This is a genomic window from Arenimonas sp. MALMAid1274, assembly GCF_049195245.1.
Taxonomy (GTDB): Bacteria; Pseudomonadota; Gammaproteobacteria; order Xanthomonadales; family Xanthomonadaceae; genus Arenimonas.
Window position 1 is genome coordinate 25,266 of the sequence record NZ_JBMIRR010000020.1, and the last position, 12,880, is coordinate 38,145.

At 69.6% G+C, this 12,880-nt stretch carries 12 protein-coding genes and 1 riboswitch; of the genes, 8 read left to right on the forward strand and 4 right to left on the reverse strand.

The annotated features are described in order from the left end of the window. Nucleotides 1-86 precede the first annotated feature (86 nt). From ACOQFR_RS00860 to ACOQFR_RS00890, 7 genes are read left to right on the forward strand one after another with little or no spacing between them, the layout of a single operon-like run. Nucleotides 87-746, forward strand: a complete 660-nt coding sequence (locus ACOQFR_RS00860) for a thermostable hemolysin (RefSeq protein ID WP_421377805.1) — start codon at nt 87-89, stop codon at nt 744-746. After that, on the forward strand, nt 743-2,236 hold the full coding sequence (locus ACOQFR_RS00865; protein ID WP_421377637.1) for an AMP-binding protein: 1,494 nt from the start codon (nt 743-745) through the stop codon (nt 2,234-2,236). The genes ACOQFR_RS00860 and ACOQFR_RS00865 overlap by 4 nt, the downstream gene beginning before the upstream one ends. Continuing rightward, a complete protein-coding gene (locus ACOQFR_RS00870; RefSeq protein ID WP_421377638.1) occupies nt 2,233-2,904 on the forward strand; it encodes a TenA family transcriptional regulator in 672 nt (223 codons plus the stop codon). Before ACOQFR_RS00865 ends, ACOQFR_RS00870 begins: the two co-directional genes overlap by 4 nt. Beyond that, a complete protein-coding gene (locus tag ACOQFR_RS00875; protein ID WP_421377806.1) occupies nt 2,904-3,788 on the forward strand; it encodes an SDR family oxidoreductase in 885 nt (294 codons plus the stop codon). Before ACOQFR_RS00870 ends, ACOQFR_RS00875 begins: the two co-directional genes overlap by 1 nt. After that, nucleotides 3,715-4,371 carry a hypothetical protein gene (locus ACOQFR_RS00880; RefSeq protein ID WP_421377640.1) on the forward strand — a complete coding sequence of 219 codons (657 nt, stop codon included), beginning with the start codon at nt 3,715-3,717 and terminating at the stop codon, nt 4,369-4,371. Before ACOQFR_RS00875 ends, ACOQFR_RS00880 begins: the two co-directional genes overlap by 74 nt. Before the next feature lie 21 nt (nt 4,372-4,392). Next, nucleotides 4,393-5,082 (forward strand): response regulator transcription factor, encoded by a 690-nt coding sequence (locus ACOQFR_RS00885; protein WP_421377641.1) that lies wholly within the window; start codon nt 4,393-4,395, stop codon nt 5,080-5,082. 17 nt (nt 5,083-5,099) lie between these two features. Further along, nucleotides 5,100-6,467 carry an ATP-binding protein gene (locus ACOQFR_RS00890; RefSeq protein WP_421377807.1) on the forward strand — a complete coding sequence of 456 codons (1,368 nt, stop codon included), beginning with the start codon at nt 5,100-5,102 and terminating at the stop codon, nt 6,465-6,467. Nucleotides 6,468-6,479: 12 nt separating this feature from the next. Here the strand turns inward: ACOQFR_RS00890 and ACOQFR_RS00895 are convergent, their stop codons facing one another. Further along, nucleotides 6,480-7,535, reverse strand: a complete 1,056-nt coding sequence (locus tag ACOQFR_RS00895; protein WP_421377642.1) for a ribonucleotide-diphosphate reductase subunit beta — start codon at nt 7,533-7,535, stop codon at nt 6,480-6,482. Between the two features lie 60 nt (nt 7,536-7,595). Between ACOQFR_RS00895 and ACOQFR_RS00900 the strand changes: the two genes are divergently transcribed. Further along, entirely contained in the window at nt 7,596-7,961 is a 366-nt protein-coding gene (locus ACOQFR_RS00900) for a four helix bundle protein (RefSeq protein WP_421377644.1), read from the forward strand. Between the two features lie 56 nt (nt 7,962-8,017). Here the strand turns inward: ACOQFR_RS00900 and ACOQFR_RS00905 are convergent, their stop codons facing one another. The 3 genes from ACOQFR_RS00905 to ACOQFR_RS00915 form a co-directional block, all read right to left on the reverse strand. Further along, a complete protein-coding gene (locus tag ACOQFR_RS00905; protein WP_421377645.1) occupies nt 8,018-10,405 on the reverse strand; it encodes a ribonucleoside-diphosphate reductase subunit alpha in 2,388 nt (795 codons plus the stop codon). 223 nt (nt 10,406-10,628) lie between these two features. Next, a riboswitch (cobalamin riboswitch) is annotated at nt 10,629-10,849 on the reverse strand. A gap of 42 nt (nt 10,850-10,891) precedes the next feature. Beyond that, complete coding sequence (locus ACOQFR_RS00910; protein ID WP_421377647.1) at nt 10,892-11,443, reverse strand: NADPH-dependent FMN reductase; 552 nt, start codon at nt 11,441-11,443, stop codon at nt 10,892-10,894. A 28-nt stretch (nt 11,444-11,471) separates the two neighbouring features. After that, a complete protein-coding gene (locus tag ACOQFR_RS00915; RefSeq protein ID WP_421377649.1) occupies nt 11,472-12,770 on the reverse strand; it encodes an amidohydrolase in 1,299 nt (432 codons plus the stop codon). Nucleotides 12,771-12,880: the final 110 nt, after the last annotated feature.

Genomic DNA, 12,880 nt, shown 5'->3' on the forward strand with positions numbered 1-12,880 from the left:
AAGCCAATGATTTGTTGATGTTTGTTTTACGACTGACTAACAAGCGGCTAATGCAGGCTTAATCGGCGCCGACGAGCATGCGCCCCATGCTCAGCCATCTCACCGTACCCACCGGTCCCTCCCGGTTCCACAGCGCCAGCCGGGTGCCGGCCGACCATCCGGCCCGCGCCGAGGTCGAGGCCTTCATCGCCCGCGTCTACGCCGAGCGCTACGGCGCGCGCCTGCACAGCTTCCTGCCCGACCTGGTGGCCTACCGCGACCAGGACGGCGCGCTGCAGGCCGCGGTGGGGCTGCGACGCGGCACGGCCGGGCCACTGTTCGTCGAACAGTACCTGCAGGTGCCGGCCGAACAGGCCCTGCGCGCGCGCCTGGGACGGCCGGTGCAGCGGGCCGAGCTGGTGGAGGTGGGCGGCTTTGCCTCGCGCTCGCCGGGCGATGCGCGCGAGGTGATCGTGCAGCTCACCGGCCTGCTGCACCGGGCCGGCGTGCCCTGGGTGCTGTTCGCCGCCACGCGCCAGCTGCGCAATGCCTTCGACCGCCTGCGCCTGGCCACGGTGGTGCTGGCGGAGGCGCGCGCCGACTGCCTGCGCGATGACGCGACCGACTGGGGCAGCTATTACGAAGCGCAGCCGCAGCTGCTGTTCGGCGACATCCAGGCCGGCCATGCCTTCCTGCAGCGCAGCCGGGCCACGCCCGCGCCCGTGCACGAGCGGCCGATCCAGGCCTGCACGGCGGGCGCGCGATGAGCGGGCTTGACCTGTTTGCCGATGCGCTGCGGCGTCCGGACCTGCGCGTGCTGGACGGCGTGGGCGAACATGGCGGCGCGCAGCTCGAGGCACGCGTGCAGGCCTACGCCGATGCCCTGGAAGCACAGGGCCTGCAGCGCGTCGCCTCGCGGCTGGACAACGGCCTGGACTGGCTGGCCCTGGACCTGGCGATCCGCCGGCTCGATGGCGTGCATGTGCCGCTGCCCACCTTCTTCAGTGCCGGCCAGGTGTCGCATGCGCTGGCCTCCAGCGGCGCGCAGGCCCTGGTCACCGCGCGCGGCGAACCCATGCCGATCGGCGCCAACGCCGAAGTACAGCGAGCCCTCGGCGACACGCTGTCGGCGTGGCGCCTGCAGACCCACGCCCCCGCGCTGCCGGAAGGCACCGCCTGCATCACCTACACCTCCGGCACCACCGGCAGCGCCAAGGGCGTGTGCCTGGACGCCGCGTCGATGCTGGCGGTGGCCGGCTCGCTGGTGGAGGCCGCGCGACCGGTGTCGCCGCGCCGGCACCTTTGCCTGATGCCGCTGTCGACGCTGCTTGAAAACGTCAGCGGCCTCTATGCCGCACTGCTTTCGGAGGCCGACATCGCCGTGCCCTCGCTGGCCGAAATCGGCTACACCGGGGCCAGCGGCCTCGACGTGCCGACCCTGCTGGCCTGCCTGCAGCGCTACCAGCCACACAGCGCCATCCTGCTGCCGCAGCTGCTGCTGGCGCTGGTCACCGCCGCCGAGCGCGGGCATGCCTTGCCGCGCTCGCTGCGCTTCCTCGCAGTGGGCGGCGGACGCGTGGGTCCGCGCCTGCTGGCGCGCGCCGCGGCGCTGGGCCTGCCGGTGTACGAAGGCTACGGCCTGACCGAATGCGCCTCGGTGGTCTGCCTCAACCGGCCGGGCGCGTCGCGACCGGGCAGCGTGGGCCGCGCGCTGCCGCATGCCCGCGTGCAGGTGGTGGACGGCGAACTGCAGGTGCACGGCGTGCGCTGCCTGGGCTACCTGGGCGAGGCCGGCCCGCCGCCCGGCGCCATTGCCACCGGCGACCTGGGCCACGTGGACGAGGACGGCTACGTGCACGTCACCGGCCGCCGCAAGAACGTCTTCATCACCGCCTACGGCCGCAACGTCTCGCCCGAATGGGTGGAGAGCGAGCTGCTGCAGCATCCCGACTTCGCCCAGGCCGTGGTCTGGGGCGAGGCGCGGCCCTGGAACGTGGCGGTGGTGTGGCCGCGGCGCGCAGGACAACAGGCCAATGATCTGCAAGCTGCGCTGCACGATGTGAACGCGTCGCTGCCCGACTACGCGCAGGTGCGCGAACTGGTGCTGGCCGATGCCCCCTTCACCGCCGCCGAGGGCCTGCTGACCGCCAACGGCCGCCCGCGCCGCGACGCGATCCTGCACCGCTATGCCGATGCCATCGCGCAGCGCTATGCGCGCGCCAACGACCCTTCCCCCACCTTTGGATGCACCCCATGAGCTTCTACCAGCAACTGCTTGCCCAGACCGAGGCCGAACGCGCCGGACTGCTGTCCATCGGCATCATCCAGGACGCGCTGTCGGCCCGCATCGACCGGCAGGACTACATCGCCTTCCTCACCCAGGCCTACCACCACGTGCGCCACACGGTGCCGCTGCTGATGGCCTGCGGTGCACGCCTGCCGGCGCGGCTGGAGTGGCTGCGCAGCGCGGTGGGTGAATACATCGAGGAAGAGCTGGGCCACCAGGAATGGATCCTGGACGACCTGGCCGCCTGCGGCGCCGACCGTGACGCGGTGGAGCACGGCGAACCCTCGCTGGCCACCGAGCTGATGGTGGCCTATGCCTACGACACCATCCACCGCCGCAACCCGGTCGGCTTCTTCGGCATGGTGCTGGTGCTGGAGGGCACCAGCGTGGCCCTGGCCACGCGCGCGGCGGAAACCATCGAGTCCAGCCTGGGCCTGCCGCGAACCGCCTTCAGTTACCTGCGCTCGCACGGCGACCTGGACGTCGAGCATGTCGGCTTCTTCGAGAAACTGATGGACCGGATCGACGATCCGGCCGACCGCGCCGCGGTGGTGCATGCCGCGCGGCGCTTCTACCGACTCTACGGCGACGTGTTCCGCGGCCTGCGCGAACCGGTCGCGATGCGGGCGGCGGCATGATCACGCTGTCGGGTCGCACCGTGATCCTGACCGGGGCCAGCGGCGGCATCGGCGCGGCGCTGACAGCGGCGCTGGTGGAGCAGGGCGCGACGGTGATTGCCGTGGGTCGGGATCGCGGACGGCTCGCGAGCCTGGTGGCCAAGCATCGTCCCGGCCGCGTCGTTCCGGTGCAGGCCGACCTGTGCACGGCCGCCGGCCGCGACACGCTGCGCGAGGCCGCGCGGGCGGCGACGCCGTCGATGCTGGTGCTGGCGCACGCGCAGTCGGCCTTCGGACTGTTCGAGCAGCAGGACGACGCGGCACTGCGCACCGTGGTCGAGACCAACCTGCTGGCGCCGATGCTGTTGATCCGCGCGCTGCTGCCGCTGCTGATGGCCCGGCCCGACGCCGCGGTGGTGGCGGTCGGCTCCACCTTCGGCAGCCTGGCGTTTCCCGGTTTCGCGGCCTACAGCGCCAGCAAGTTCGGGCTGCGCGGGCTGATGGAGGCGCTGGCGCGCGAACACGCCGATGGCCGCGTGCGCTTCCAGTACCTGTCGCCGCGTGCCACGCGCACCGCCTTCAACACGCCGGCCGTGGTCGCGCTCAACCGCGCGCTCAAGACCCGCGAGGACGAGCCGGCCGACGTGGCCGCGAAGCTGGTGGCCGCGATCCGTCGCGGCGACCGCCGCCGGCAGCTGGGCTGGCCGGAAAAACTCTTCGCCCGCATCAACGGCCTGTTCCCCGCCCTCATCGACCGCGCCCTGCGCGCGCAACTTCCCGAGGTGCGTCGCCACGCTGGCGCCGCATCCACCCACGCACCGGAGATTCCGCATGACATCGCTACGTCCCACCCTGTTCGCCGCCCTGCTGTCCGGCCTGATGGTGCTGCCGGCCTGGGCCAGTGAGTTGCCGCCGCAGGTCGTCGCCGTGCGCGACGGCTGGGCCGACGTGAAATACCAGGTGCCTGCCGACCAGCGCAGCACCGCCTTCGAGGCGCTGGCGAAAAAGGCCGGCGCCGCCGTGGCCCAGCAGCCGCGTTCGGCCGAGGCGCTGATCTGGGAGGGCATCGTGCTGGCCAGCTGGGCCGGCGAGAAAGGCGGGCTGGGTGCGCTGGGCCTGGTGAAGAAGGCGCGCAAGGATTTCGAGGCGGCGATCGCGATCGATCCCGCTGCGCTCGAGGGCTCGGCCTACACCAGCCTGGGTTCGCTGTACTACCAGGTGCCCGGCTGGCCGGTCGGTTTCGGCGACGACGACAAGGCGCGCGATTTCCTGATGAAGGGCCTGCAGGCCAACCCGGACGGCCTGGACTCGAACTATTTCTTCGCCGACTTCCTGCGCGAGCAGGGCGATTATGCCGGCGCCGAAGCCGCGGCCCGCAAGGCGCTGGCGGCCAAGCCCCGCCCGGGCCGCGAACGCGCCGACGCGGGCCGTCGCGCCGAAGTGGAGGCCCTGCTCAAGGCGGTGCAGGCCGAGCTTGCCAGCGGCTGAGCCCGGACACACACTCGCCGGATGCGCGTACTGCTGGTCGAAGACGATGAGTCGCTGGGCGAAGGCATCCGCACCGCGCTGCGTCGTGCCGCCTATGCGGTGGACTGGCTGCGCGACGGCGCCAGCGCGCTGACGGCGATCCGCGACGGCGGCATCGACCTGGTGGTGCTGGACCTGGGCCTGCCGCGCATGGATGGGCTGGAGGTGATCAAGGCCGCGCGCCGCGCCGGCGCCAGGGTCCCGATCCTGGTGCTGAGTGCGCGCGAGCGGCCGGCCGACCGCACGCTGGGCCTGGACCTGGGCGCCGACGATTACCTGGGCAAGCCCTTCGACACGCACGAACTGCTGGCACGCGTACGCTCGCTGCTGCGACGCAGTGCGGGCCACGCTGCCCCGGTGCTCACCTGCGGCGCGCTTGAGCTCGACCCGGCGCAGATGTCGGTGCGCTGGCAGGGCCGCAACCTCGACCTGCCGCGCCGCGAGTTCGCGCTGCTGCGGGTGCTGATCGAAAGCCCCGGCCGTGTCGTCAGCCGCGAAGCCGTGCAGCAGCGCCTGTTCGGCTGGGACGAGGACGTGGCCAGCAACGCGCTGGACGTGCACGTGCACCACCTGCGCCGCAAGCTGCCGCCGGCCCTGATTCGCACGATCCGCGGCGTCGGCTACGTGCTCGAGGAATCGGTGGCGAACGCACCGCCGGAGTCGCCGCCTTGACCTCGGTGCGGCGCCTGCTGCTGGTGGCCCTGGTCGGTACGCTGTCGCTGGTGATCGCAGTGGCCGGCACCTTCAGCTTCCGCTCCGGCCTGCGCGAGGCGGCGGAACTGTTCGACGCCAAGCTGGCGCATTCGGCGCGCGTGCTGATGAGCCTGGTGGACGAGCCGCTGGGCGATGCCGCCCGCCAGCCCGCCGCCGAACCGCTGGTGATCAAGGTCTGGCATGGCAACGGCCCGGGCGAGGGCCACGCGCTGATCACACCCGACGGCCATGCCTATGAAACCCGGCTGGCCTTCCAGGCGCGCGACGCCGACGGCCGCCTGCTGCTGCGTTCCGACAGCGGACCCGCGCAGGCGCTGGCGCCGCTGGCGCCGGGCTATGCCGACGTGGTGATCGATGGCCAGTCCTGGCGCACCTTCACCCTCCGTGCGCCGTCCGGGCGCTGGTACCAGGCCAGTGAACTGGCGGGCATCCGCGAGGAAATCGCCGCCGGCATCGCCTTCGGCACCCTGCTGCCGCTGCTGCTGGCGCTGCCGCTGCTGGCGCTGATGGTGTGGCTGGCGGTCACCTGGGCCAGCCGCGGCCTGCTGCGCATCTCGGCCGAAATCGAGTCGCGTGCGCCCGACCGGCTGGCGCCCATCCAGCTCGACCGCGTGCCCAAGGAAATCCAGGGCCTGGTGAAGGCGGTGAACGGGCTGCTGTCACGCCTGGATTCCGCGCTGGCGCGCGAACGCCGCTTCACCGCCGACGCCGCGCATGAACTGCGCACGCCGGTCGCGGCGGTCAAGGTGCATGCCGACAACCTGCGCACGGCGCGCAGCGAGGATGAGCGCGGCGAATCGCAGGAGCAGCTCGACGCCAGCGTGCGCCGCATCGAGCGCGCGATCGGGCAGCTGCTGGTGATGAGCCGGGTGGAAAGCGGTACCGCGACACGCGACCAGGCGCCGGTGGACCTGGCGGCCCTGGTGCAGCGGCAGGTCGAGGACTACGCCTGCCTTGCCTCGCAGCGCGGCATCACGCTGCAGCTGCAGGTCGCGCCCGGGCAGGTGGTGGGCGACAGCGCGTCGCTGGATGGCCTGGTGCGAAACCTGCTGGACAATGCCCTGCGCTACGCCCCGACCGGGGGACGCGTGCACTTGGGGCTGCACGCCGACCAGGGCCAGGTGCAGCTGTCGGTCGAAGACAGCGGGCCGGGAGTGCCCGCGGACGCCCGCGAACGTGTCTTCGAACGCTTCCATCGCGAGCTGGGCACGGGCGTGGAGGGCAGCGGGCTGGGCCTGTCGATCGTGGCGCAGGTGCTCGAGTCGCACCGGGGACGCATCGTGCTGGACGAATCCCCGGACCTGGGCGGCCTGCGCGCGCGGGTCACGCTGCCGGCGGCCTGATCGCGCGCGGGGTCAGAACGCCGCGTCGAACGCCACCTCGCCCTGCACGCCCACCTGGTAGGCCGACACGCGGCGCTCGAAGAAGTTGGTCAGCTCCTGCACATCCTGCAGGTCCATGAAGGGGAACGGGTTGCTGGCGCCGAAGTGTCTGGGCAGGCCCAGCTGCGCCAGCCGCTGGTCGGCGCAGTACTCCAGGTACTGGCGCATGTCGCGCGGCGACAGTCCGGCGACGCCGCCGCTGAGCACGTCCTCGGCAAACAGGCACTCCACGTCCACCGCCTCGCGCAGCATCTGCACGATCTGCGCCTTCAGCTCGTTGTCGAACAGGTCGGGCTCTTCCTCGCGCGCGGTGCGGATGACCTCGAAGGCGAAGGCCATGTGCCCGCTCTCGTCGCGGAACACCCAGTTGGTGCCGCCCGCCAGCCCGTGCAGCAGACCGCGCGAGCGCAGGTAGTACACGTAGGCAAAGGCGCCGAAGAAGAACAACCCCTCGATGCAGGCCGCGAAGCACACCAGGTTGAGCAGGAACTGCCGGCGCTGGGCCTTCGTTTCGATGCGCTGCAGCGACTGCACGCTGTCCATCCATTTGAAGCAGAACTCGGCCTTCCGCCGGATGGACGGGATGTTCTCGATGGCATCGAACGCCCGCGCCCGCGCCTCGGGCTCCGGCAGGTAGGTATCGAGCAGGGTCAGGTAGAACTGCACGTGCAGCGCCTCCTCGTACAGCTGGCGCGACAGGTACATGCGCGCCTCGGGCGCGTTGATGTGCTGGTAGAGGTTGAGCACCAGGTTGTTGGACACGATCGAGTCGCCGGTGGCGAAGAAGGCCACCAGCCGCTCGACCAGGTGCCGCTCGGCCGGCCCGAACTTGGTCTTGAGGTCATGGGTGTCGAGCGAAAAATCGACCTCCTCGACCGTCCAGGTGTTGCGGATGGCGTTGCGGTACATCTCGTAGAACTGCGGATAGCGCATCGGCCGCAGGGTCAGGTCGAATCCCGGATCGAGGAGCTTGGAAACTGGTGAAGAGGAACTAGTAACTAGTGAAGGGTTGGGGGCGTACGTTGGCATGGGGAGATTCCTGATTCTGTTCTTGATTCTTGTCTGGGAGCCTTTGGGTACGGAGGCTTCATGCATTACAGGAACGCGGTGGTTTGGCAGAAGGCGATGCAGTTGGCGGAGATGGCTTGCCGGAGCTCGAAGCAACTGCCGTCGGAAGAACGGTTTGGAATCCGATCGCAGATAACAAGGGCAGCAATATCCGTCCCAAGCAATGTCGCCGAAGGTTGGACTCGTGAATCGCGCAAGGAAAAGGCGCACTTCCTTGCAGTTGCACACGGATCGCTGGGAGAGCTGCACTCACAGATACTTCTCTGTCGCCGCCTGGGATGGCTGAAGCCCGAAGAGGCAGATTCCACAATCGCCTTGGCCTTCGAGATAGGCAGGATGCTGACCACACTCCGGCGCGGCCTGAGAAAGGCCCAGCCTGCCCGATGAGCCACCCCCGCCCGCGAACACTAGTTCCTATTTCCTCTTCACTAGTTCCCCCGCCCTCACTGGCAAGCCTCGCAGCTCTCAGGATTCTCCAGCGAACAAACCACCGCCGCCGTAGCCTCGGGTGCATTGACCGTGGTCTTGGCGATTTTTGTCGCCGGGCGCGAGCGCAGGTAGTAGGTGGTCTTGATGCCCTGTTTCCACGCATACATGTACATGGACGACAGCGCGCCGATGTTGGGCGACTCCATGAACAGGTTCAGCGACTGGCTCTGGTCGATGTAGGCGCCGCGGGCGGCGGCCATGTCGATCAGCGAGCGCATCGGCACTTCCCACACCGTGCGGTAGACGGCGCGAAGTTCGGCCGGGATCTCGGCGATGGCCTGCACCGAGCCTTCGGCCAGCTTGATGCGGTCGCGCATCTCGGGCGTCCACAGGCCCAGCTGCTTGAGCTCGACCACCAGGTGCCGGTTGACCTGCAGGAAGTCGCCGGAAAGGGTTTCGCGCTTGAACAGGTTGCTAACCTGGGGCTCGATGCATTCATAGCAGCCGGCGATCGAAGCGATAGTGGCGGTGGGGGCGATGGCGATCAGCAGCGAGTTGCGCAGGCCATGCTGCCGGATGCGGTCGCGCAGCGTATCCCAGCGCTCGGCGTCCGCCGGCACCACGCCCCAGGCGTCGAACTGCAGCTCGCCGCTGGCGGCGCGGGATTCGGCGAAGTTGGGATGCCGGCCGCGCTCCTGCGCCAGCTCGCAGCTGGCCTCCAGGGCATGGAAATAGATCTGTTCGGCAATGCGGGCCGACAGTGCGCGCGCTTCCGGCGCGTCGAAGGCCAGGCGCAGCCGGAAGAACACGTCCTGCAGGCCCATCACGCCCAGGCCCACCGGCCGCCAGCGCAGGTTGCCGCGGCGCGCCGATTCGATCGGATAGAAGTTCAGGTCGATCACGCGGTCCAGCTGGCGCACGGCCAGGCGCACGGTTTCGGCCAGCCTGTCGAAGTCGAAGCCGTCCTCGCCCAGGTGATGGCCCAGGTTGATCGAGCCCAGGTTGCACACCGCCGTCTCGTCGGACGAGGTGACCTCCAGGATCTCGGTGCACAGGTTGGACAGGTGGATGACATTGCCGGGCCGGGCGGTCTGGTTGCTGGCGCGGTTGCACTTGTCCTTGAAGGTCATCCAGCCGTTGCCGGTCTGGGCCAGGGTGCGCATCATCTTGCCGTACAGCTCGCGGGCGCGGACGGTCTTCACCGCGCGGCCGCCGGCCTCGGCCTGTTCGTAGGCGGCGTCGAAATCGGGGCCGTACAGGTCGGTGAGCTGCGGCATGGCGTGCGGGTCGAACAGCGACCAGTCGCCGTCGGCCTCCACGCGGCGCATGAACAGGTCCGGGATCCAGTTGGCCAGGTTGAGGTTGTGGGTGCGGCGCGCGTCGTCGCCGGTGTTGTCGCGCAGCTCCAGGAACTCCTCCACGTCGGCATGCCAGGGTTCGAGGTAGACGCAGGCCGCGCCCTTGCGCTTGCCGCCCTGGTTCACGGCCGCGACCGAGGAGTCGAGCGTCTTGAGCCAGGGAACGATGCCGTTGGAGTGGCCGTTGGTGGACCGGATCAGCGCGCCGCGCGAACGCACGCGCGTGTAGCTGACGCCGATGCCGCCGCTGAACTTGGACAGCTGGGCGATGTCGCCGTAGCGCTGGTAGATGGACTCGAGCGAATCCTGGGGCGAGTCGAGCAGGAAGCAGCTCGACAGCTGTTCGTGCGTGGTGCCGGCGTTGAACAGCGTCGGCGAGCTGGGCAGGTAGTCCAGCGACGCCATGCGCTGGTACAGGGCCAACGCCTCCGGCACGTCCTGGCTGAGCGCGCAGGCGATGCGCAGGAAGAACTGCTGCGGCGTCTCGATCACCGTGCGCTTCGTGGGATGCCGCAGCAGGTAGCGGTCGTAGAGGGTGCGCAGGCCGAAGTAGTCGAACCTGCGGTCGAGCGAGGCGTCCAGCGCGTCATTGAGCTTGCGGGCATTGGCCTGCACGAAGCCCAGCAGGCGGTCGTTGATCAGGCCGGTCTCGTGGCCGCGGGCGATGGACTGCGAGAAGGCGTGGATTTCCTGGCCCGCCACCTCCTTGGCGATGAAGTCGGCCAGCAGGCGCGCGCCAAGGCGGCCGTATTCGGGTTCCTCGGCGGTGAGCAGGGCGGCGGTGCGGATCGAGAGTTCGTCCAGTTCGCGCGTGCTGGAGCCGTCGTACAGGCCGGAAATGGTGCGGGTGGCCACGCGCATCGGGTCCACGGCATAGAGGTCGTCGCAGCGGCGCATCACCGCGCGCACGATCTTGTTGAGGTCCACCGGCTCGCGGCGGCCATTGCGCTTGGTGACGGTCATGCCCAGCGCGGTGGCGGGCGGGGTGAGGGCGAACTGCGGCGAGGCGGCGTCGGCCGGCGCTTCAAGGACGGGGTGCGACATGGGGTTCTCCGGTGCGTGGCGCACGGTCGCCGACCCTCCCTCGGGGGGCGGCGCGCGGAGACGGAACGCGAAGACACCCAACGGCGTCGTCGCGGCCATGCCCCCGCGGGCATGCGAAGTCAGCTCGGAGGATGGAATGCGGGTGTCGCAGGGACCGAGACGCGGCGCCACGACACCGGCGCCGTCTCCCCCCGGAGACTTCTGGGCCGGTCACCGCGCGGTGTGCTTCGCGCGGCTGTCGGCAGGTCTTCGGACTTGAGGACGGGGAGACAGGAACGGGTTCCTGTCTCCGCCTACTAGCCGTCGCTTCCCAGGGCCAACCGCCCCAGTGCCAAAAACGGCGTTCGTTTCCACATACCGCTGCGGGGCAGTGCCGGATTCCCACCGGCTTCCCTATTAACCCAAGCGCTTGTGGCGCCCGGGACCGACGACCCCAAGATAGTGGGGTCGGCGGATGGGGTCAAGGCGCGGTGTGCTGCGCGGAACTCAGGCGGCGTGCTTCTTCACCCAGGCCACGTAGGCATCCACCCAGCCCTGCAGGAACTTGCGGCTGCCCTCGCCAATGTTGCCGTCGGCATCGAACAGGTCGTCCTTGGCCTGCACGAAGGCTTCGGGCTGGTTCAGCGTGGGCATGTCGAGGTAGGCGGTGATGTTGCGCAGGTGCTGCTGTCCCAGCGCGGTGCCGATGGCACCCGGCGACGCGCCGATGATGCCGGCGGGCTTCTTGGCGAAGGCGCTCTTGCCGTAGGGGCGCGAGGCGTGGTCGATGGCGTTCTTGAGCACGCCCGGCACCGAGCGGTTGTACTCGGGGGTGACGAACAGCACGCCGGTGGCGGCCAGCAGTTCCGACTTGAGCCGCTTGACCGAGTCGGCCTGGTTGGCGTCGTCGTCCTGGTCGTAGAGCGGCAGGTCGCCGATCTCGAGTTGCGTGAAGATGACGTCCGAAGGCGCGAGTCGCGCTAGCGCGGTGGCCAGCTTGCGGTTGATGGACTCGCGTCGCAGGCTGCCGACGAGGACGGCGATGGTGGTCTGGGTCATGGCGTGGCTCCGTGGGGGTTGGGACGGATCATGCGTCGTTCTGGTAATCCAGCACCACCTGCAGCATCGCGCGGGTGCCGACCTTCAGCGCCTCTTCGTCCAGGAAGAATTCCGGCGAGTGGTTCGACGGCGCCTTGATCGCATCCTGGCCCCGCGGGGTGGCGCCGACGAAGAAGAAGAAGCCCGGCACTTCGCGCGCGTAGTACGAAAAGTCCTCGGCGCCCATGTTGAGGTCCAGCTCGCGCACGTTGGCGGCGCCGACGGCTTTTTCCAGACTGGGCACCATGCGTGCGGTGAGCGCCGGGTGGTTCACCGTCACCGGATTGCCCTTGGTGTCGGGCACGTTGGCCTCCACGGTGGCGCCGTGGGCGGCGGCGACGTGGGTGGCGACGTTCTTGAGGTCCGCGAACACGGCCTGGCGCATGCCTTCGTCGAAGGTGCGGATGGTGCCGACCAGCTCGACGCTGTCGGGGATGATGTTGTAGCGGATGCCACCCTTGATGGCGCCGAAGGTGACGACCACGGGCAGCTTGCTGATGTTCTGCCGGCGGCTGACGATGGTCTGCGCGCTGCCGATCAGGTCGGCGGCGGCCACGATCGGGTCCACGCCGCCCCAGGGGCGCGAGCCGTGCGTCTGGCGGCCCTTCACGACGATGTTGAAGCGGTCCGAGGCGGCCATGGCCGGGCCGCTGCGCCAGCCGACGGTGCCGGCGTTGAGCGTGCTGAACACGTGCAGGCCGAACACCGCCTCGGGCTTGAAGCGGTCGAAGATGCCCTGCTTGAGCATTTCCTCGGCGCCGCCTTCCTCGCCATCCGGCGGGCCTTCCTCGGCGGGCTGGAAGATGAAGAGGATCTCGCCGGGAAGCTCGGCCTTCATCGAGGCCAGGGCCTCGGCCACGCCCATCAGGATGCCGGTGTGGGCGTCGTGGCCGCAGGCGTGCATCACGCCGACGGTTTCGCCGCGGAAGGTGGACGTGACCTTGGATTCAAACGGAAGGCCGCTGCGCTCGGTGACCGGCAGCGCGTCCATGTCGGCGCGCACGGCAATGCGCGGGCCGGGCTTGCCGCCGCGCAGCACCGCGGTGACGCCCGTGGTGGCGATGCCGGTGCGAACGTCCTCGAAGCCCAGCGCGCGCAGGTGGTCGGCCACCAGCTTGGAGGTGCGCACCTCGCGGTTGCCCAGCTCCGGATGCTGGTGGATGTCGCGGCGCCAGGCCTGCACCTTGGCGTCCACCTTGGTGGCCAGGGTTTCGACGTCGGGCGCCTGCGCAGCGGCGGGGCCGCAGAGCGCGGCGGAAAGGGCGGAAACCAGCAGCAGGCGGCGCATCGGCGATCTCCGGAAGGGATGGGCCGATGCTATCACCGCGTCAGTCGTCTCCGCTCGCCTCTGCGCGCAGCCGAGGAAAACATACCAGGTATGTTTTCAGTCTCAATGAG

Excerpts from the sequence above, each read along its gene's own strand:
- ACOQFR_RS00915 (WP_421377649.1), bottom strand. The coding sequence starts at position 12,770 with ATGCGCCGCCTGCTGCTGGTTTCCGCCCTTTCCGCCGCGCTCTGCGGC.
- ACOQFR_RS00865 (WP_421377637.1), top strand. The coding sequence starts at position 743 with ATGAGCGGGCTTGACCTGTTTGCCGATGCGCTGCGGCGTCCGGACCTG.
- ACOQFR_RS00910 (WP_421377647.1), bottom strand. The coding sequence starts at position 11,443 with ATGACCCAGACCACCATCGCCGTCCTCGTCGGCAGCCTGCGACGCGAG.
- ACOQFR_RS00900 (WP_421377644.1), top strand. The coding sequence starts at position 7,596 with ATGCATTACAGGAACGCGGTGGTTTGGCAGAAGGCGATGCAGTTGGCG.
- ACOQFR_RS00895 (WP_421377642.1), bottom strand. The coding sequence starts at position 7,535 with ATGCCAACGTACGCCCCCAACCCTTCACTAGTTACTAGTTCCTCTTCA.
- ACOQFR_RS00905 (WP_421377645.1), bottom strand. The coding sequence starts at position 10,405 with ATGTCGCACCCCGTCCTTGAAGCGCCGGCCGACGCCGCCTCGCCGCAG.
- ACOQFR_RS00860 (WP_421377805.1), top strand. The coding sequence starts at position 87 with ATGCTCAGCCATCTCACCGTACCCACCGGTCCCTCCCGGTTCCACAGC.
- ACOQFR_RS00885 (WP_421377641.1), top strand. The coding sequence starts at position 4,393 with ATGCGCGTACTGCTGGTCGAAGACGATGAGTCGCTGGGCGAAGGCATC.
- ACOQFR_RS00870 (WP_421377638.1), top strand. The coding sequence starts at position 2,233 with ATGAGCTTCTACCAGCAACTGCTTGCCCAGACCGAGGCCGAACGCGCC.
- ACOQFR_RS00880 (WP_421377640.1), top strand. The coding sequence starts at position 3,715 with ATGACATCGCTACGTCCCACCCTGTTCGCCGCCCTGCTGTCCGGCCTG.